Origin of the sequence: Streptomyces sp. NPDC050856 (genome assembly GCF_040653855.1) — a bacterium.
In the GTDB taxonomy this organism is placed as follows: Bacteria; Actinomycetota; Actinomycetes; order Streptomycetales; family Streptomycetaceae; genus Streptomyces.
In genome coordinates this window covers 26,801-45,156 of sequence record NZ_JBFAGV010000007.1, presented here as the reverse complement: position 1 = coordinate 45,156, position 18,356 = coordinate 26,801, and the positions used below count along the sequence as shown (strand labels likewise).

The window sequence follows — 18,356 nt, the reverse complement described above, 5'->3', positions numbered from 1 at the left end:
GGTCAGGTGGCAGCCATCGTTCCGTACGGACGATGGGGCCGCCCGATGTGCGCCCCGCGGTAGACCGCGGCGGTGCTCCGGTATTCATCAGGAGCCCCGCCTGTGTCCCGTCCGGGGCATTTTTGCGTGCACCGGCGCGGTTGGTCTCAAAAAAAGACGTTACGCGTCCGTCCGCCAGGCGGTCGCGTGGTGCTACCGAGGAGGATCCATCAGCGCCGAGCCCCGCATCAACGACCGGATTCGCGTTCCCGAGGTGCGACTTGTCGGTCCCAGTGGCGAGCAGGTCGGGATTGTCCCGCTTGCCAAGGCCCTGGAGCTCGCACAGGAATACGACCTCGATCTCGTCGAAGTCGCGGCGACCGCCCGTCCGCCCGTGTGCAAGCTCATGGACTACGGGAAGTTCAAGTACGAGTCGGCCATGAAGGCCCGTGAGGCGCGCAAGAACCAGGCGCACACGGTCATCAAGGAGATGAAGCTCCGGCCGAAGATCGACCCGCACGACTACGACACCAAAAAGGGTCACGTCGTCCGGTTCCTCAAGCAGGGCGACAAGGTCAAGATCACGATCATGTTCCGTGGTCGCGAGCAGTCCCGGCCGGAGCTCGGCTACCGGCTGCTGCAGCGGCTGGCGGAGGACGTCCAGGACCTCGGGTTCGTCGAGTCGAACCCGAAGCAGGACGGCCGAAACATGATCATGGTTCTCGGTCCGCACAAGAAGAAGACCGAGGCAATGGCCGAGGCCCGCGAGGCGCAGGCCGCCCGCAAGGCGGAGCGCCAGGGTCTGCCCGCCGAGGCCGACCAGGCCACCGAGGCGGACCAGCCCGCCGACGAGGCCGCCGAGGCCTGAGTCCCGGGCGACCGCCCAGGAATCAACCGACACATCTGACGCTCCCGCGCCGGTCCGGCGGACCGGCTGGGAGCGCCACTGACGAGGAGAGAACGGCGCTATGCCGAAGAACAAGACGCACAGCGGTGCCAAGAAGCGCTTCAAGATCACCGGCTCCGGCAAGGTGCTGCGCGAGCGCGCCGGCAAGCGCCACCTGCTCGAGCACAAGTCGTCCAAGCTGACGCGTCGCCTCACCGGCAACGCCGAGATGGCCCCGGGTGACGCCGCGAAGATCAAGAAGATGCTCGGTATCTGAGCGTCCGACTGACTCTCGCCCCCGGTGACGGGGGCAGCCCGAAACCGGGACCCAATCGTTTCCGGGCCGTGTGAGCTCAACCACGGCCCCGCTACAAGGAGTTAACAAGTGGCACGCGTCAAGCGGGCAGTCAACGCCCACAAGAAGCGCCGGGCGATCCTCGAGCAGGCCAGCGGCTACCGCGGTCAGCGTTCGCGCCTGTACCGCAAGGCCAAGGAGCAGGTCACCCACTCCCTGGTCTACAACTACAACGACCGCAAGAAGCGCAAGGGCGACTTCCGTCAGCTGTGGATCCAGCGCATCAACGCCGCTGCCCGCGCCAACGGCATGACGTACAACCGCCTCATCCAGGGTCTGAAGGCCGCCAACATCGAGGTGGACCGCAAGATCCTGGCCGAGCTCGCGGTCAACGACGCCAACGCGTTCGCCGCGCTGGTCGAGGTCGCTCAGAAGGCGCTCCCGAGCGACGTCAACGCCCCGAAGGCCGCCGCCTGATCCCGAGGCCGGAGTTCTTCCGCGTTCATGCCCGGACCCGCAGGCCCAGCGCCTGCGGGTCCGGTGCGTTCGCCCCGGCGGCTCCCGGGTGCCGGCCACGCCCCCGCGCCGGGCCCCCGCCGCACCCGTAGGCCACCAGCCCCCTCCGCCCCGTCAGGAAAGAGCCGCCGAGCACCATGGCAACCCCCGAGCTGATCTCCCCGCGTTCCCCGCGCGTCGTCGCCGCCAAGCGGCTCGCCAAGCGCAACTTCCGGGGCAAGGACCGCCGGTTCATCGCCGAGGGGCCGCAGGCCGTGCGGGAGGCCGTCGAGCACCGCGGCGACGGGGAGCCGACCCTGGTCGAGCTGTTCACCACCGTGGAGGCGGCCGAGCGGTACGCCGACATCGTGGCCGCCGCCCGGGCCACCGGCGCCCGCGTCCACCACGCCTCCGACGCGGTGCTGGCCGAGGTCTCCCAGACCGTCACCCCCCAGGGCCTCCTCGGCGTCTGCCGATTCCTGGACTCGCCGTTCGAGGAGATCCTCCGGGCCCGCCCCAGGCTGGTCGCCGTCCTCGCCCACGTGCGCGACCCGGGCAACGCCGGCACCGTGCTGCGCTGCGCGGACGCGGCGGGCGCCGACGCGGTCGTCCTCACGGACGCCTCCGTCGACCTGTACAACCCCAAGTCGGTGCGCGCCTCGGTGGGGTCCCTCTTCCACCTCCCGGTCGCCGTCGGCGTCCCCGTCGAGCAGGCCGTGGCCGGGCTCCGGGGCGCCGGGGTGCGGATCCTGGCCGCCGACGGGGCGGGCGAGGACGACCTGGACGCCGAGCTGGACGCCGGGACCATGGGCGGGCCGACGGCCTGGATCTTCGGCAACGAGGCCTGGGGCCTGCCCGAGGAGACCCGGGCGCTGGCGGACGCGGTGGTGCGGGTGCCCATCCACGGCAAGGCGGAGAGCCTGAACCTCGCGACCGCCGCGGCCGTATGTCTCTACGCGTCCGCACGTGCGCAGCGTGCTGCCGGAGGGTGCCGTTCCGTCACCTTCAGCTAGTAGTGTGGCGGGCTCGGGGCCCACTGCGCTGGACGGAGAGGTGGGAGGCGGGATGACGGTCGGGACGAGCAGGCCCGCGGCGGAGCGGGGTGCCTTAGCGGGGGTGCCCGCCGGCCGCGCCGCGTCCGCCGCCACCGGTGCGGCAGGTGCCTGGGCCGACCCCGGCACGGCGCCCGGCATCGACCCCGACGACCTGCCCGACGGCCTGGTCGTCGCCGACGAGCACGGCCGGGTGGTCTGCTTCAACGCCGCCGCGGCGCGGATCACCGCCCTGCCGCGCGCCCGGGCGCTGGGCCGCCCGCTGGAGCAGGCGCTGCCGCTGGAGGACCTCAAGGGGCACCGCTGGTGGGCGATGACCGACCCCTACGGCGGGCTCGCCATCCGCAACGGCCAGCCCGAGCGCAACCTGCTGCTGCCCGGCAACCGCGAGGTGCTGGTCGCCGCCCGCTATGTGCGCGAGCAGCCGCTGGGGCCGGTCCGCAGAGTGGTCGTCACCCTGCGCGGCACCGAGGCCCGGCGCCGTACCGAGCGCAGCCACGCCGAGCTGATCGCCACCGTCGCCCACGAACTGCGCTCCCCGCTCACCTCCGTCAAGGGGTTCACGGCGACCCTGCTCGCCAAGTGGGAGCGGTTCACCGACGACCAGAAGCGGCTGATGCTGGAGACGGTGGACGCCGACGCGGGGCGGGTGACGCGGCTGATCGCCGAGCTGCTGGACATCTCCAGGATCGACTCCGGCCGGCTGGAGGTGCGCCGGCAGCCCGTCGACATCGCCGCCGCCGTGGGCCGCCACGTCCAGGCCCACACCACGCGCGGCCAGTCCCCCGACCGGTTCTTCGTCCGGGTGCGCCGCCCGCTGCCCGATCTGTGGGCCGACCCCGACAAGGTCGACCAGGTCCTCGGCAACCTGCTCGAAAACGCGGTGCGCCACGGCGAGGGAACCGTCACCATCGACGTGGCACCCACCACCATGGACCACGACGAGAAGGGAACGGCCGTCACCGTGAGCGACGAGGGCCCCGGCATCCCCGAGGAGTCGATGGGGCGTGTCTTCACCCGCTTCTGGCGGGGGAGCAAGCGCGGCGGGACCGGTCTGGGCCTGTACATCGTCAAGGGCATCGTCGAGGCGCACGGCGGGACCATCACCGTCGGCCGAGGTCCCGCGGGCGGGGCCGAGTTCCGATTTACGCTGCCCGTGGGCGCCCCGGCCTATCTGAGCTGAGGAACCCCGCGGGCTCATCCGCCTCCCAGTACCCCGTTAGACTCGACCTTTGGCACCTTTGCGTCCTCGGTCGTCGAGCGGGGGCCCCAGCCAGCCCATCGGAAGTACGGGAAGAAATGTCGGCACCCAATAAGTCGTACGACCCTGTTGAGGTCGAGGCACTGAAACCGGACGAGATCGAGCGCATGCGCGACGAGGCGATCGCCGCCTTCGCCGCCGCGGGCGACCTCGACGAGCTCGCGCACGCGAAGGTCGCGCACACCGGCGGCACCTCGCCGCTCGCGCTGGCCAACCGGGAGATCGGCGCCCTGCCCCCGCACGCCAAGGCCGAGGCCGGGAAGCGCGTCGGCCAGGCCCGCGGTGCCGTGGCCAAGGCGCTGACCGCCCGCCAGGCGGAGCTGGAGGCCGAGCGCGACGCCCGAGTGCTGGTCGAGGAGGCGGTGGACGTCACCCTGCCGCACGACCGCACCCCGGCCGGCGCCCGCCACCCGCTGACCACCCTCATGGAGCGCGTCGCGGACGTCTTCGTCTCCATGGGCTACGAGGTGGCCGAGGGCCCCGAGGTCGAGGCGGAGTGGTTCAACTTCGACGCCCTGAACTTCGTACCGGACCACCCGGCGCGCCAGATGCAGGACACCTTCTTCGTCGAGGGCACCTCCCCCGAGGGGAAGGCCACCTCCGGCGACGAGTCCGGCATCGTGCTGCGCACCCACACCTCCCCGGTGCAGGCCCGTACGCTCATCGACCGCGAGCCGCCCGTCTACGTGGTGTGCCCCGGCCGGGTGTACCGCACGGACGAGCTCGACGCCACGCACACCCCGGTCTTCCACCAGATCGAGCTGCTGGCCGTCGACGAGGGCCTGACCATGGCCGACCTCAAGGGCACCCTGGACCACATGGTCCAGGCGCTCTTCGGCTCGGACATGAAGACCCGGCTGCGCCCGAACTTCTTCCCGTTCACCGAGCCGTCCGCCGAGATGGACATGCTCTGCTACGTCTGTCGCGGCGAGTCCGTCGGCGACCCGGACCGGCCCTGCCGCACCTGCGGCAGCGAGGGCTGGATCGAGCTCGGCGGCTGCGGCATGGTCAACCCCAAGGTGCTCACCGCCTGCGGCGTCGACCCGGAGAAGTACAGCGGGTTCGCCTTCGGGTTCGGCATCGAGCGGATGCTGATGTTCCGCCACAACGTCGAAGACATGCGAGACATGGTCGAGGGTGACGTCCGGTTCACCCGGCCGTTCGGGATGGAGATCTGATGCGGGTCCCGCTTTCGTGGCTGCGGGAGTACGTCGACCTGCCGGCGACGGAGACCGGCCGTGACGTACAGGCCAAGCTCGTCCCGGCCGGGCTGGAGGTCGAGACCGTCGAGCGGATCGGCGCCGGCCTGTCGGGGCCCCTGGTGGTGGGCAAGGTCCTCACCATCGAGGAGCTGACCGAGTTCAAGAAGCCCATCCGCTTCTGCACCGTCGACGTCGGCGGCGCCAACGGGACCGGCGAGCCGCAGGAGATCATCTGCGGCGCCCGGAACTTCACCGAGGGCGACAAGGTCGTCGTCGCCCTGCCCGGCGCCGTGCTGCCCGGCGACTTCCGGATCGCCGAGCGCAAGACGTACGGCCGGTTCTCCCGCGGCATGATCTGCTCCGGCGACGAGCTCGGCATGGGCGACGACGGCAGCGGCGGCATCATCGTCCTGCCGCCCGAGCACGAGGTCGGCACCGACGCCACCGCGCTGCTGGAGCTGTACGACGAGGTCCTGGACATCGCCGTCACGCCCGACCGGGGCTACTGCCTGTCCATGCGCGGTGTGGCCCGCGAGGTCGCCATCGCCTACGGGCTGCCGCTGCGCGACCCGGCGCTGCTGGACGTGCCCGCGCCCAACTCGTACGGCTACCTGGTCAAGGTCTCCGACCCGATCGGCTGCTCCCGCTTCACCGCGCGCACCGTCGTCGGACTCGACCCGGAGGCCCGCTCCCCGATCTGGCTCCGGCGCCGCCTGCAGAAGGCGGGCATGCGCCCCGTCTCGCTCGCCGTCGACGTCACCAACTACGTGATGCTCGAACTGGGCCAGCCGCTGCACGCCTACGACCGCACCCGGCTCGACGGCCCCATCGGGGTCCGCCGCGCCGAGCCCGGCGAGAAGCTCACCACCCTCGACGGCACGGTGCGCGTCCTGGACCCGGCCGACCTGGTCATCACCGACAACCGCGGGCCGATCGGCCTGGCGGGCGTCATGGGCGGCGCCAACACCGAGATCGCCGACGCGCTGACCGACCCGGAGACGGGCGAGGTCAGGGGCACCACCGAGGTGGTCATCGAGGCCGCGCACTTCGACGCGATCTCGATCGCCCGCACCGCCCGCCGCCACAAGCTGGCGTCCGAGGCGTCCAAGCGCTTCGAGCGCGGTGTCGACCCGCAGGCCGCGGCCGCCGCCGCGCAGCGCACCGTCGACCTGCTGGTGCTGCTCGCGGGGGGCACCGCCGAGGCCGGTGTCACCGAGATCGTCGCGCCGTCCGCGCCGCACACCATCACCATGGCCGCCGACCACCCCGACCGGGTGGCGGGCGTCGCCTACGGCCGGGAGACCGTCGTCCGCCGCCTCCAGGAGGTCGGCTGCGACGTCCACGGGCAGGACGAGCTGGTCGTCACCGTCCCCTCCTGGCGGCCCGACCTGCGCGAGATCAACGACCTCGCCGAAGAGGTCATCCGGCTGGAGGGCTACGAGAACCTGCCCTCCACCCTGCCCAGGCCGCCGGCCGGCCGCGGCCTCACCGAGCGCCAGCGCACCCACCGGCGGGTGGGCCGCGCCCTGGCGGGAGCCGGTTACGTCGAGGCGCTGAACTACCCCTTCATCAGCGAGCAGGTCCTCGACCAGCTCGACATCCCGGCGGACGACGTCCGCCGCCGGGTCGTCAGGCTGGTCAACCCGCTCTCCGACGAAGAGCCCGTACTGCGCACCGCGCTGCTGCCCGGCCTGCTCGGCGCGCTGCGCCGCAACGACGGGCGCGGCAGCCACGACCTGGCCCTGTTCGAGACCGGGCTGGTCTTCCGGGCCGCCGAGCGGCGGGGTGTCGCGGTGCGGCTGCCCGTCGACCGGCGTCCGACCGACGAGGAGATCGCCGGCGTCGACGCCGTCCTGCCCGAGCAGCCGCGGCACGCCGCGGTCGTCCTCGCCGGGGCGCGCGAGCAGGCCGGCTGGTGGGGCGGGGGCCGCCCGGCCGACTGGGCCGACGCGGTCGAGGCCGCCCGGACCGTCGCCCGCGAGGCCGGTACGGAACTGATCGTGCGCAACGGCCAGTACGGGCCGTGGCACCCGGGCCGCTGCGCCGAGCTGGCGGTGCTCGTCGACGGCCGGGAGCACGTCGTCGGATACGCCGGTGAGCTGCACCCCCGTGTCGTCAAGGCGCTGCACCTGCCCGCCCGTACCTGCGCGATGGAGCTGGACCTCGACACCGTCGAGCAGGCCTCGGCCGGTGCCGTGCGCGCGCCGCGGATCTCCACCTTCCCGGTGGCCACCCAGGACGTCGCCCTGGTCGTCGCCCAGGACGTGCCGGCCGCCGATGTGGAGGCCGCGCTCCGCGAGGGCGCCGGTGAACTGCTGGAGTCCATCCGGCTGTTCGACGTCTTCACCGGTGACCAGGTCGGCGAGGGCCGCAAGTCCCTGGCGTACGCCCTGCGGTTCCGCGCCGCCGACCGGACGCTGACCGTCGACGAGGCGTCGGCGGCCCGGGACGCCGCGGTGGCGCTCGCCGCCGGGCGGACCGGCGCGGTGCTGCGCGGGGCCTGACGCCCAGGCGCGGCGGAGAGCCCTGATGAGGGGGTGCCCGGACCACCGGGCACCCCCTCACTCATTCGAGTGAGAAGTCTGGTGGACCTTCCGTCCCGACATGGACGATCGACTCAGTCGTCCCGTCCGCGTAAGGGGCCTGACGAAGGGCGGTCCGCATGACCCGTACGAGACCCGGGGTCCGTCGCTCCGCCCCGCTGCCCCCGCTGACCTGCCGGTTCTCCTTCGCCCCGCTGGTGCTGCCCGCCCTGTGGGGGGCGGCGGCCATCACCTGGAAGCTGGCCTGCCCGCTGGCCGAGCAGGAGGGGCTGGCCGGCCGGATCGCCACCAGCGCCGTCTTCTTCACCGTCGGCACCTGCCTGATCCTGGGCATCCGGCGCGGTCTGGTCCGGGAACTCAGACAGGCCCGCGAGATCGCGCGGGCGACCCAGCAGGTACTGCTGCGCCCGCTGCCGCCCCGGCTGGACGGCCTGTCCATCGCGGCGGGTCAGCTCTCCGCGTCCCGGGGCGCGACCGTGGGCGGCGACCTCTACGAGGCGGTCCTCACCCCGTACGGCGTACGGGTGATCATCGGCGATGTGCGCGGCCACGGGCTGGCCGCCCTCGGGGCGGTCGTCGCGGTGCTGGGCAGCTTCCGGGAGGCCGCGCACGACGAGCCCGAGCTCGGCGGGGTGCTGCGCCGGCTGGACCGGGCGATGAGCCGCCATGTGCGCGATCGGGCGCGCGACGACCCGCCGGCCCCGGGCGGCCGGGAGACCGGCAGCGCGTCGGCCGAGGAATTCGTCACCGTCCTGCTGCTGGAGATCCGCCGGGACGGCTCGGTGCTGACGCTCAACTGCGGGCACCCATGGCCCTACCTGCTCCATCACGGTGCCAGGCCGCTCGCCTGCGGTGACCCGCTGCCGCCGCTGGGCGCCTTCCCGCTGCCGCCCGAGCTGCCGGTACGGCGGTGCGTGCGACTGCAGCCGGGGGAGGTGCTGTTCCTGCACACGGACGGGGCGGAGGACGCCCGGGACGCGACGGGGCGGTTCTTCGGGCTGGTGGAGGTGCTGGCCGAGGCCGCGCGGGGCGATCCGCCGTCACCGGAGGCGGTGATCCACCGGGTGCACTCGGCCCTGCTGCGGCACACCGGCGGCCGGGTCACCGACGATGTGGCGCTGCTGGTGCTGCGCAACGACCGGGGCGACCGCGGCGACGGCTCCCGGGTGCCGGCACAGCCCGCCCGACCGCGGCTGCGCCGGTGCCGGCCCGCGCCTTCCTCCCGATAGCGGCTGGTACGGAAGGCGCGGGCGGCGCCGCCCGCCCCGCCGTCGGGGTCGGGCGGACCGGCGGTGCGGGCGGCGTGGTACGGGCCGCCGCACGGTACGAGGGGGAGCCGGCGGCCCGGTCGTCCCGGTGGGGGACGCCTCTCGGGGAGAGGGAGCTCAGTCAACCGGCGCCCGGCGGGCGGCGGCAGCGCACACGGGCCACGGACGCGGGCACTGCGTTCACACCCCGTGTGAACGCCGCTCCACTACGCTGGGCCGTACCGAGCCACCGGAGGCGTCTCGTGCAGCCCAACACCCTGCTCGACGCCCTGCTCGACGAGGCAGGGATCTCCCATGCCGGCCTGGCCGCCCACGTCAACCAGGCGGGCCGGGCCCGAGGTATGGCACTGCGGTACGAACACACCGCCGTGGCGCGCTGGTTGAAGGGGCAGCGTCCGCGCGGCCGGGTGCCCGACCTCATCTGCGAGGTGCTGAGCGCCCGGCTGCTCCGGCCGGTCACCCTCGACGACATCGGGCTCGGCGTGTCCGGTGAGGCGGTGGCGCCGCACGGTTCGCCGCTGTCCGGCTTCGTGGAGCGGGCCACCGCGCTGTGGCGCTCCGACGAGCAGCGGCGGCCCCACATACTGGGCGCGCAGGCGGTCACCGGCACGCCCGCGGTGATGCCCGTCTGGGAATGGGAGAACCCCCCGGAGGACGCCGACGTCTCGCGGGACGGCCAGACGCGCGTCAGCCACTCCGACATCCAGATGCTGCGCGCCGCCCGCGCCCACTACGAGTTCATGTACCGCAGGGCGGGCGGGGTGGCCACCCGGGCCCGGATCGTGCGGTTCCTCAACGCCGAGACCGCGCCGCTGCTGCGCGGGGCCTACAACGACGTACTGGGCCGCCAGCTGCACCGGGCGACCGGCGGACTGGTGGCGGTGGCGGGAATCTGCGCGTACGACTCCGACGCCCACGGGCTGGCCCAGCGCTACTTCCACCAGGCGCTGCGGCTGGCCAAGGCCAGCGGGGACCGGGGGCTGGGCGCCTATGTGATCGCGCTGCTCGTCAACCAGTCGCTGTTCATGGGCGAGTACCGGCAGGCGGTGGCGTTCGCGGAGGCGGCGCTGCGCACCGCGGGCCGGCAGATCACCCCGGCGCTCGCCACCGACCTGTACGCGATGCAGGCCAAGGCGTACGCCCACCTCGGTGACGGGCAGGGTGCCCTGCGGTGCATCCGGCGGGCGGAGTCGGAGGCGGAGCACATCCGGCCGGGGCACGAGCCGGACGAGACCGGCTACGTACAGCCCGGCCTGGTCAATGTGCAGGTCGCCGAGGCCCTGCTGAGCCTGGGCGACCTGCCCGCCGCCCGGGAGCACGCGGCGGCCGCGGTGCGGACCGAGGCGCACGACCGGGGCCGGGTGCACCGGCTGGCCATGCTCAGTGAGATCGAGCTGTGCCAGGGCGAGACCGACCGGGCCGCCCGTACCGCGGTCGAGATGGCGGAGCGGGCCCGGGGAATGGAGTCGCAGCGGCTCCGGGACCGGCTGCGCGCGGTGCGCGAGCGGCTGGTGGCGAGCGGGTGCCGTGACGCGGCGCAGGCGGCCGAACTCATCTCCGGGGCGTTGCGCGTTCCGCTGTGAGGACGTGCCTGCTGCGATATTGCCACCGACGTGTCGAAAGGTGGCAGAAACGTGCAGTGGACGAACTTAAGCGAACAGACGGTGTATGAGAACCGCTGGTTCAAGGTCAATCTCGCGGATGTGGTGCTCCCCGACGGCCGGCATCTGGACCACTACCTCATCCGGCTCCGGCCGGTAGCGGTGGCGACGGCCGTCAACGAGGCGAACGAGGTGCTGATGCTGTGGCGGCACCGGTTCATCACGGACAGCTGGGGCTGGGAGCTCGCCGCCGGCGTGGTCGAGGACGGCGAGGACATCGCGGCCGCGGCGGCCCGGGAGATGGAGGAGGAGACGGGCTGGCGCCCCGGCCGGCTCCGGCACCTGCTGACCGTCGAACCGTCCAACGGCCTCACCGACGCCCGCCACCACCTGTACTGGTCGTCGGACGCCAGCTACATCGGTCACCCGCAGGACGACTTCGAGTCCTCGCGCCGCGAATGGGTGCCGCTGAAACTGGTGCCCGACATGATCGCCCGGGGCGAGGTCCCGGCCGCCGGCATGGCGGCCGGGCTGCTGATGCTGCACCATCTGCGGCTGGGCTGACAGCCGGTCCGCCGGTCAGCGTCCGAGTGCCTGCCAGAGGGCCGTCGCCAGGGCTCCCGCCGCGGTGAGCGCGGACACCGCGGGCAGGGGCCATCGGGTGTGCTCCAGGGTGGAGACCCGGGCGGCCAGGTCGGTCAGGTCGCGGTCGATCTGGCCGTGCCGCTGGGCGAGCAGCGCGAGCTGCCCGTCCATCCGGGCGAAGCCGACGTCGAGGCAGCGGCGCAGTTCCGCGAGCTCCTCGACGGCGGCTAAGTGGTCGGGTTCGGTGGTCACGGTTCCGCTCCTCCGGGGGGAAGGTGTGCAGGTCCTGCACTGAGCGGGTCCGAGTCAACTCCCCCTGGTGGGGCCGGGGGAGCGTGTGCGCAGGGCATATGCGAACACGCTCCGCACACCCCGTGCGAATCACCGGCACGCGTCGGCGGCGCCCGCCCGGAGCAGGGGGGAGCAGCCCGTCAGGAGTAGGGGTAGAACCCGGAGCCGGTCTTGCGGCCCAGCCGCCCCGCGTCCACCATCCGCTGGAGCAGCGGGGGAGCGGCGTACAGGGGCTCCTTGTACTCGGCGTACATCGAGTCCGCGACCGAGGCGACCGTGTCCAGGCCGATCAGGTCGGCGAGCTTGAGCGGGCCCATCGGGTGGGCACAGCCCATCTCCATGCCGTTGTCGATGTCCTCGCGGCTGGCGATCCCCGACTCGAACATCCGGATCGCGGAGAGCAGGTACGGGATCAGCAGCGCGTTCACCACGAAGCCGGAGCGGTCCTGGGCCCGGATCGCGTGCTTGCCCAGCACCTTCTCGACCACGGCCTGGGAGCGGCTGATCGTCCCCTCCGAAGTGGTCAGCGCCGGGATCAGCTCCACGAGCTGCTGCACCGGGGCGGGGTTGAAGAAGTGGATGCCGATGACTTGGTCGGGGCGCGAGGTCGCCACGGCCAGCTTCACCAGCGGGATGGAGGAGGTGTTGGACGCCAGGATGGCGTCGGGGCGGGTGACGACCTGGTCGAGGACCTGGAAGATCTCCGTCTTGACCTGCTCGTTCTCGACCACCGCCTCGATGACCAGGTCCCGGTCGGCGAATTCGCCGAGGTCGGTGGTGAAGCTCAGCCGGGCCAGCGCCGCGTCGCGCTCCGCCTCGCTGATCTTGCCGCGCTCGGCTGCCTTGGACAGCGAGTTGTACAGCCGGGTACGGCCGATCTCCAGGGCCTCGCCGGTGGTCTCGGCGACCTTGACCTCCAGGCCGCTGCGGGCACACACCTCCGCGATGCCCGCGCCCATCTGGCCGCAGCCCACCACTCCGACGCGTTCGATGTCGGTCACATCGTGCCTTTCGCTGATCTTCCTGCGGCAGGTCCCCCGTGTGATTCCGGCGCCCGCCTCGACCCCCCGACGTTACTCCGTACGCACGGATGGATGGCGGCCCGGGGCGGGCATGCTCTGCGAGGACGGCGGGACAACTCACGACGTAAGGGGCGACGAATGGGGCACATCGGTAGAAGGCGGCTGGTGGCGGGGGCGGCAGGAGCGCTGGCGTCGCTGCTGGTCGCGGCGGACGCGGTCGCGGCGGGCGGGTCCTCGCTCCCGGCGGCGGGGGTGCCGCGGGGCGGGAGCGGAGGGGGTCACGGACGGGGCCAGGGGAACCGGAAGGGGCGCCGGAGGGGCAGGGCCGGCCAGGAGTTCCGGGGGATGTGGCTGGCGACCGTCGCCAACCGCGACTGGCCCTCGCGCCCCGGGCTGACCGCGGCCGAGCAGCGCGCCGAACTGCTGGCGTACCTGGACACCGCGGTCAAGCGGCGGCTGAACGCCGTGATCTTCCAGGTGCGGCCCACCGCCGACGCCCTGTGGCCCTCGCCGTACGAGCCGTGGTCGCAGTACCTCACCGGCGTCCAGGGCAAGGACCCCGGCTGGGACCCGCTGGGCACCGCCGTGGCGGAGGCCCACCGGCGCGGTCTGGAACTGCACGCCTGGTTCAACCCCTACCGCGTCGCCAACCACACCGACCCCGCGCGGCTGGCCGAGGGGCACCCGGCCAGGGTGCATCCCGACTGGGTGCTGCCCTACGGCGGAAAGCTGTACTACGACCCCGGACTGCCGGAGGTCCGGGACTTCGTGCAGGACGCGATGCTCGACGCGGTACGCCGCTACGAGGTCGACGCCGTCCACTTCGACGACTACTTCTACCCGTACCCGGTGGCCGGGCAGGTCTTCGCCGACGACGGGACCTACGCGGCCCACGGTGCCGGGTTCCCGGACAAGGCCGCCTGGCGGCGGGACAACATCGACCGGCTGGTGAGCGGGATGGCCGGCCGCATCCAGGAGACCGGGAAGGACGTGCGGTTCGGGATCAGCCCGTTCGGGGTCTGGCGCAACGCGGCCACCGACCCGCTCGGCTCGGACACCAGGGCCGGGGTGGAGACCTATGACGACCTGCACGCGGACACCCGCAAGTGGGTCAAGGAGGGCTGGATCGACTACGTCACGCCGCAGCTGTACTGGCACATCGGGTTCGCCGCGGCCGACTACGCCAAGCTGGTGCCCTGGTGGGACGGCGTGGTGGCGGGCACGGACGTCGACCTGTACGTGGGGGAGGCGCTGTACAAGGCGGGCGACCCCGCCCAGCCGGCCGCCTGGCAGGACCCGGCGGAGCTCTCCCGCCACCTCGCTCTCGCCGAGGAGTACGGCGGGGTGGGCGGCCATGTGTTCTTCTCGGCCAAGGAGGTGGTGGCGGACCGCATCGGGGCGATGGCCAAGGTGGTGGCCGACCACTACCCGACGTCGGTCCGCCCGCCGGGCTAGCGGGCGGAGCTAACCCATTTCCTTGTGCCGCACCACGGTGTCGGGGCCGGGTGACATCACGGCCTCGTGGTCGTCGTCGTTGAACCGGACGCGGTACGGGGGTGTGCCGTCGGGCCCGAGCACTTCGATGACCTCGGCGGTCCGGTCGTGCTGGCCGACGTGCCTGCCGTGCACCAGCAGTGTGTCGCCCACAGTCGCTTGCATCGGGAGTGACCTCCTCGTGCCGGTTATATCCCTCTTGTCGGTCTGTATGGGGAGTCTACGTCCGCCGGTGTGCCGCGTCGCGTCACATAGCCCGGCGGTGGACGGCCCGGCCGTCGGTCCCGCCCGGCCGGCCCTCCTGCCTGCCCGTCCGCTGGGTGACCGCGATGCACACCAGTACCGCTCCGGCCGCGACCGGCGCGGCGGCCGACAGCGGCTCCCCGAGCACGCACACCGACCACAGGAGGGTGAGCATCGGCTGGGCGAGCTGGAGCTGGCTGGCCCGGGCGATACCGATCGACGCCATGCCCCGGTACCAGACGTACAGCCCGAAGAAGGTCGACCCGGCCGCCACCCACAACAGGCCGAGCACTCCGTGGGCGGTGAGCCGCACCGGCTCGAAGGCCAGCGCCACCGCCGAGCCGGCCACCGCGAGCGGGAGGCAGAGGATCAGCGCCCAGCCGATCACCTGCCAGCCCGGCATCACCCCGGCCAGCCGGCCGCCCTCGGTGTAACCGGCGGCGCACACCAGCAGCGCGCCGAACAGGTAGAGGTCGCCGCCCGACAGCGCCCCGCCGCTCTCCAGCAGGGTGAACGCGATCACCACGGCCGCCCCGGTGAGCGCCGCCAGCCAGAACAGCCGGGGCGGGCGCCGCCCGGTGCGCACGGCGGCGAAGGCCGCGGTCGTCAGCGGGAGCAGCCCGACCACCACCGCGGCGTGCGAGGTGGTGGCGGTCCGCAGCGCCAGCGTGGTGAGCAGCGGGAAGCCCACCACCACACCGCCGCCGACCACCGCCAGCCCGGCCCAGTGGCGGCGCTCGGGAAGCGGGACGCGCAGCGCCAGCAGGAAGCCCCCGGCGAGCACCGCGGCCAGGACGCCGGCGGACCGCCACCAGCGACCACGGGCCGAAGCTCTCCAGCCCCCACACGGTGGAGGGGAAGGTCAGCGAGAAGGCGACGACGCCCAGTGCGGCGAGCAGCGTGCCGCCGCCGGGGCGGGAGGGGGAGTGGCCCGCTATCGGGCCGGAGTGAGTAGCGCTATCGTGTACTTTCATGCAAGAGCGTAGCAGTGTGGCCGAGTTGGCGCAGGTCCTGAAGCAGGAGCTCAACCGCTACTCCCCGGGTGAGAAGCTGCCGTCGAGCCGTGCCCTGGTGGAGCGCCACCGGGTCTCCCCGGTGACCGTCTCCCGCGCGCTCGCCCGGCTCGCCGCCGAGGGCCTGGTCGTGACCCGGCCCGGTGCGGGCGCCTTCCGGGCCCGGCCCCGCGCCGCGACCCCGCCGGCCGGGGACACCTCCTGGCAGGAGGTGTCCCTGAGCGCCGATTCCGCCGGTGACGCCGTGCCCCGCTCCGTCGACGCGTCCGGCGTCCTGGTCACCCTGGCCGCCCCGCCGACCGGAGTCATCGAGTTCAACGGTGGCTACCTGCACCCCTCCCTCCAACCCGAACGCGCCCTCGCCGCCGCCCTCGCCCGGGCCGGCCGGCGGCCCGGCGCCTGGGGCCGGCCCCCCGTCGACGGCCTGCCCGAACTGCGCGACTGGTTCGCCCGCGAGATCGGCGGCACGGTCGGCGCCGCCGACGTGCTCGTCACCGCCGGCGGCCAGGCCGCGATCACCACCGCGCTGCGGGCGCTGGCCCCGCCGGGCGCCCCCGTGCTGGTCGAGTCACCCACCTATCCGGGCATGCTGGCCGTCGCCCGCGCCGCCGGACTCCGCCCCGTGCCCGTCCCGGCCGACCGCGACGGCGTACGCCCCGAACTCCTGGCCGCCGCCTTCCGCGCCACCGGCGCCCGGGTCTTCGTCGCCCAGCCGCTGTTCCAGAACCCGACCGGCGCGGTCCTCGCCGGCGAGCGGCGGCACGAGGTCGTCCGGATCGCCCGCGAGGCGGGTGCCTTCGTGGTCGAGGACGACTTCGCGCGCAGCCTCGCCCACGAGGACGCGCCCCCGCTGCCCGCTCCGCTCGCCGCCGACGACCCGGACGGCGTCGTCGTCCATGTCCGCTCGCTCACCAAGGCCACCTCGCCCAGCCTGCGGGTGGGCGCGCTGGCCGCGCGCGGTCCGGTGCTGGAGCGGCTGCGCGCCATCCAGGTGGTCGACAGTTTCTTCGTGCCCGGACCCCTCCAGGAAGCCGCCCTGGAGCTGGTCGGATCGCCCGCCTGGAGCCGGCACCTCCGGGCGGTGTCGGCCGCGCTCAGAGCCCGGCGCGACACCATGACCACCGCGCTCGCCCTGCACCTGCCCGCGCTGGCCCTGCCCCACATCCCCTCCGGCGGCCACCACCTCTGGTTGCGGCTGCCCGACACCACCGACGAGCCCGCCCTGCTCGCCGCCGCCCTGCGCGCGGGTGTCGCCGTCGCCCCCGGCCGCCCCTACTTCTGCGCCGAACCACCCGCCGGGCACGTGCGGTTGGGTTTCGCGGGCGTCGCCGGCCCGGCGGAGATCGCCGAGGGGGTGCGCCGGTTGCGCGCCGCCCACGACGAAGTCACCGCCTGACCGGCCCCGTCCGCCGTCCCGGCGGGACGGAGCGTGGCATCCGCCACTGACAACGGGCACGCCCTCTGCGAACGTTGGGCCATGAACCGGACCACCGCCCTCGACGCGTACGAGATCTCCACCGACCCCGCCCGCCTGGACCGGGCCCGCGTCCACCAGTGGCTGACCACCGACGCGTACTGGGCGCTCGGCCGCAGCCGCGAGAAGCAGGACCGGGCCATCGACGGATCGCTCAACTTCGGCGCCTACGAGACCGGTTCGGGAGAGCTGGCCGCCTACGCCCGGGTCGTCACCGACCACGCCACCTTCGCCTGGCTCTGCGACGTCTACGTCGACCGGCGCGCCCGCGGCAACGGCCTGGGCACCGCCCTCGTCGAGGCGGTCCGCGACCACCTCGCCCCGTACGGGGTGCGCCGGATCGTACTCGCCACGCAGGACGCCCACGGGGTGTACGCCAGGGCCGGGTTCACGCCCCTCGACGTCCCGGAGCACTGGATGCACCTCGGGCCGGCGTGACGCCGCGGTCCGGGGCCACCGCCACCACCGGCTAGCCTGAAGGCACGATGAACCGTTTGACCACGCCCTGGGGCGAGCTCCGGCTCGCCCGCCATCCCGAGGACCCGCGCGACCCCCTGCGCGCCTGGGACGCCGCCGACGAGTACCTGCTGCGACACCTGGCGGAGGAGCACCCCGCCGGGCTCCCCGGGACCGTCGCCGTGGTGGGGGACCGGTGGGGCGCCCTGGTCACCGCGCTGGCCGAGTACCGCCCCGTACAGATCACCGACTCCTACCTCGCCCACCGGGCGACCCGGGCGAACCTGGCCCGCAACGGCGTCGACGAGAGCGCGGTCCAGTCGCTGACCACCAGGGACACGCCGCCCGAGCGGATCGATGTGCTGCTGGTGCGCCTGCCCAAGAGCCTGGCGCTCCTGGAGGACCAGCTGCACCGCCTGGCCCCCGCCGTCCACGCCGGCACGGTCGTCGTCGCGACGGGGATGGTCAAGGAGATCCACACCTCCACGCTCAAGCTCTTCGAGCGCGTCATCGGCCCCACGCGCACCTCGCTCGCCGTGAAGAAGGCCCGGCTCATCCTCTGCACACCGGACCCGGCTCTTCCGCGCACCGCCAGCCCCTGGCCCCACCGCTACGCGCTGCCCGGGGACGCCGCCACCGTGGCCGGCCGGACCGTCGTCAACCACGCGGGGATCTTCTGCGCCGACCGCCTCGACATCGGTACGCGCTTCTTCCTCCGGCACCTGCCCAGCGGGCTCGGCGACGCCCGGGTCGTCGACCTGGGCTGCGGCAACGGCGTGGTGGGTCTGGCCGTGGCGCTGGCCGACCCCGGCGCGGAGCTGCTCTTCGTGGACGAGTCCTACCAGGCGGTGGCCTCCGCCCGGGAGACCTTCCGGGCCAACGCGGCACCGGAGACGAGGGCGGAGTTCCTGGTGGGCGACGGCCTGACGGACGTCCCGGCCGAGTCCGTCGACCTGGTCCTCAACAACCCGCCCTTCCACAGCCACCAGGCGACCACCGACATGACGGCCCGGCGGATGTTCACCGGGGCGCGCCGCGCACTGCGGCGCGGCGGCGAGCTGTGGGTGGTCGGCAACCGTCACCTGGGCTACCACGTGACCCTGCGGCGCCTCTTCGGCAACTGCGAGGTGGTCGCGAGCGACCCCAAGTTCGTCGTCCTGCGAGCCGTCAAGAAGTGACACCCGGGGCCACCGGCC

At 73.3% G+C, this 18,356-nt stretch carries 17 protein-coding genes and 1 pseudogene; 14 read left to right on the top strand and 4 right to left on the bottom strand.

Features of this window, described 5'->3' with window-relative positions; translation table 11 throughout:
* The first annotated feature begins 208 nt into the window (after nt 1–208).
* The 10 genes from infC (at nt 209) to AB0H53_RS09050 (ending at nt 11,146) form a co-directional block, all read left to right on the top strand.
* A complete protein-coding gene (gene infC / locus AB0H53_RS09095) occupies nt 209–847 on the top strand; it encodes a translation initiation factor IF-3 (RefSeq protein WP_362109444.1) in 639 nt (212 codons plus the stop codon).
* Between the two features lie 100 nt (nt 848–947).
* The gene (rpmI, locus tag AB0H53_RS09090) at nt 948–1,142 is read left to right on the top strand and encodes a 50S ribosomal protein L35 (protein WP_019884943.1); all 195 of its coding nucleotides are present in this window, start codon (nt 948–950) and stop codon (nt 1,140–1,142) included.
* A gap of 108 nt (nt 1,143–1,250) precedes the next feature.
* A complete protein-coding gene (gene rplT, locus AB0H53_RS09085; protein ID WP_064068121.1) occupies nt 1,251–1,637 on the top strand; it encodes a 50S ribosomal protein L20 in 387 nt (128 codons plus the stop codon).
* 176 nt (nt 1,638–1,813) lie between these two features.
* Entirely contained in the window at nt 1,814–2,668 is an 855-nt protein-coding gene (locus AB0H53_RS09080) for an RNA methyltransferase (protein WP_362109129.1), read from the top strand.
* A 178-nt stretch (nt 2,669–2,846) separates the two neighbouring features.
* The gene (locus tag AB0H53_RS09075; RefSeq protein WP_362109442.1) at nt 2,847–3,890 is read left to right on the top strand and encodes an ATP-binding protein; all 1,044 of its coding nucleotides are present in this window, start codon (nt 2,847–2,849) and stop codon (nt 3,888–3,890) included.
* Between the two features lie 116 nt (nt 3,891–4,006).
* A complete protein-coding gene (gene pheS, locus AB0H53_RS09070; protein WP_362109127.1) occupies nt 4,007–5,146 on the top strand; it encodes a phenylalanine--tRNA ligase subunit alpha in 1,140 nt (379 codons plus the stop codon).
* On the top strand, nt 5,146–7,674 hold the full coding sequence (gene pheT / locus AB0H53_RS09065; RefSeq protein ID WP_362109125.1) for a phenylalanine--tRNA ligase subunit beta: 2,529 nt from the start codon (nt 5,146–5,148) through the stop codon (nt 7,672–7,674). Before pheS ends, pheT begins: the two co-directional genes overlap by 1 nt.
* A 158-nt stretch (nt 7,675–7,832) precedes the next feature.
* Nucleotides 7,833–8,942 carry a PP2C family protein-serine/threonine phosphatase gene (locus tag AB0H53_RS09060; protein WP_362109123.1) on the top strand — a complete coding sequence of 370 codons (1,110 nt, stop codon included), beginning with the start codon at nt 7,833–7,835 and terminating at the stop codon, nt 8,940–8,942.
* Nucleotides 8,943–9,223: 281 nt separating this feature from the next.
* Nucleotides 9,224–10,564: a transcriptional regulator gene (locus tag AB0H53_RS09055; protein ID WP_362109121.1), complete on the top strand. Its 1,341-nt coding sequence runs from the start codon at nt 9,224–9,226 to the stop codon at nt 10,562–10,564.
* 51 nt (nt 10,565–10,615) lie between these two features.
* The gene (locus tag AB0H53_RS09050; RefSeq protein ID WP_362109119.1) at nt 10,616–11,146 is read left to right on the top strand and encodes an NUDIX domain-containing protein; all 531 of its coding nucleotides are present in this window, start codon (nt 10,616–10,618) and stop codon (nt 11,144–11,146) included.
* Between the two features lie 15 nt (nt 11,147–11,161).
* Here the strand turns inward: AB0H53_RS09050 and AB0H53_RS09045 are convergent, their stop codons facing one another.
* Both AB0H53_RS09045 and AB0H53_RS09040 read right to left on the bottom strand, forming a co-directional pair.
* Nucleotides 11,162–11,419, bottom strand: coding sequence for a hypothetical protein (locus AB0H53_RS09045; RefSeq protein WP_362109117.1), 258 nt, complete (start codon nt 11,417–11,419; stop codon nt 11,162–11,164).
* 179 nt (nt 11,420–11,598) lie between these two features.
* Nucleotides 11,599–12,459, bottom strand: a complete 861-nt coding sequence (locus AB0H53_RS09040) for a 3-hydroxybutyryl-CoA dehydrogenase (RefSeq protein WP_362109115.1) — start codon at nt 12,457–12,459, stop codon at nt 11,599–11,601.
* Nucleotides 12,460–12,618: 159 nt separating this feature from the next.
* Here AB0H53_RS09040 and AB0H53_RS09035 point away from each other — a divergent pair, with 159 nt between their 5' ends.
* The gene (locus AB0H53_RS09035) at nt 12,619–13,935 is read left to right on the top strand and encodes a family 10 glycosylhydrolase (protein ID WP_362109113.1); all 1,317 of its coding nucleotides are present in this window, start codon (nt 12,619–12,621) and stop codon (nt 13,933–13,935) included.
* A gap of 9 nt (nt 13,936–13,944) precedes the next feature.
* Here AB0H53_RS09035 and AB0H53_RS09030 read toward each other — a convergent pair whose 3' ends face one another.
* Together AB0H53_RS09030 and AB0H53_RS09025 are read right to left on the bottom strand one after the other, a co-directional pair.
* Nucleotides 13,945–14,139, bottom strand: a complete 195-nt coding sequence (locus AB0H53_RS09030; protein WP_362109111.1) for a DUF1918 domain-containing protein — start codon at nt 14,137–14,139, stop codon at nt 13,945–13,947.
* 82 nt (nt 14,140–14,221) lie between these two features.
* Nucleotides 14,222–15,191, bottom strand: a pseudogene (locus AB0H53_RS09025) (DMT family transporter).
* Between AB0H53_RS09025 and AB0H53_RS09020 the strand changes: the two are divergent.
* From AB0H53_RS09020 to AB0H53_RS09010, 3 genes are all read left to right on the top strand, one after another.
* Nucleotides 15,190–16,626 (top strand): PLP-dependent aminotransferase family protein, encoded by a 1,437-nt coding sequence (locus AB0H53_RS09020; protein ID WP_362109109.1) that lies wholly within the window; start codon nt 15,190–15,192, stop codon nt 16,624–16,626. The pseudogene AB0H53_RS09025 and the gene AB0H53_RS09020 overlap by 2 nt on opposite strands.
* Nucleotides 16,627–16,707: 81 nt before the next feature.
* Nucleotides 16,708–17,142, top strand: coding sequence for a GNAT family N-acetyltransferase (locus AB0H53_RS09015; protein ID WP_362109107.1), 435 nt, complete (start codon nt 16,708–16,710; stop codon nt 17,140–17,142).
* 47 nt (nt 17,143–17,189) lie between these two features.
* The gene (locus tag AB0H53_RS09010; RefSeq protein ID WP_362109105.1) at nt 17,190–18,338 is read left to right on the top strand and encodes a methyltransferase; all 1,149 of its coding nucleotides are present in this window, start codon (nt 17,190–17,192) and stop codon (nt 18,336–18,338) included.
* Nucleotides 18,339–18,356: the final 18 nt, after the last annotated feature.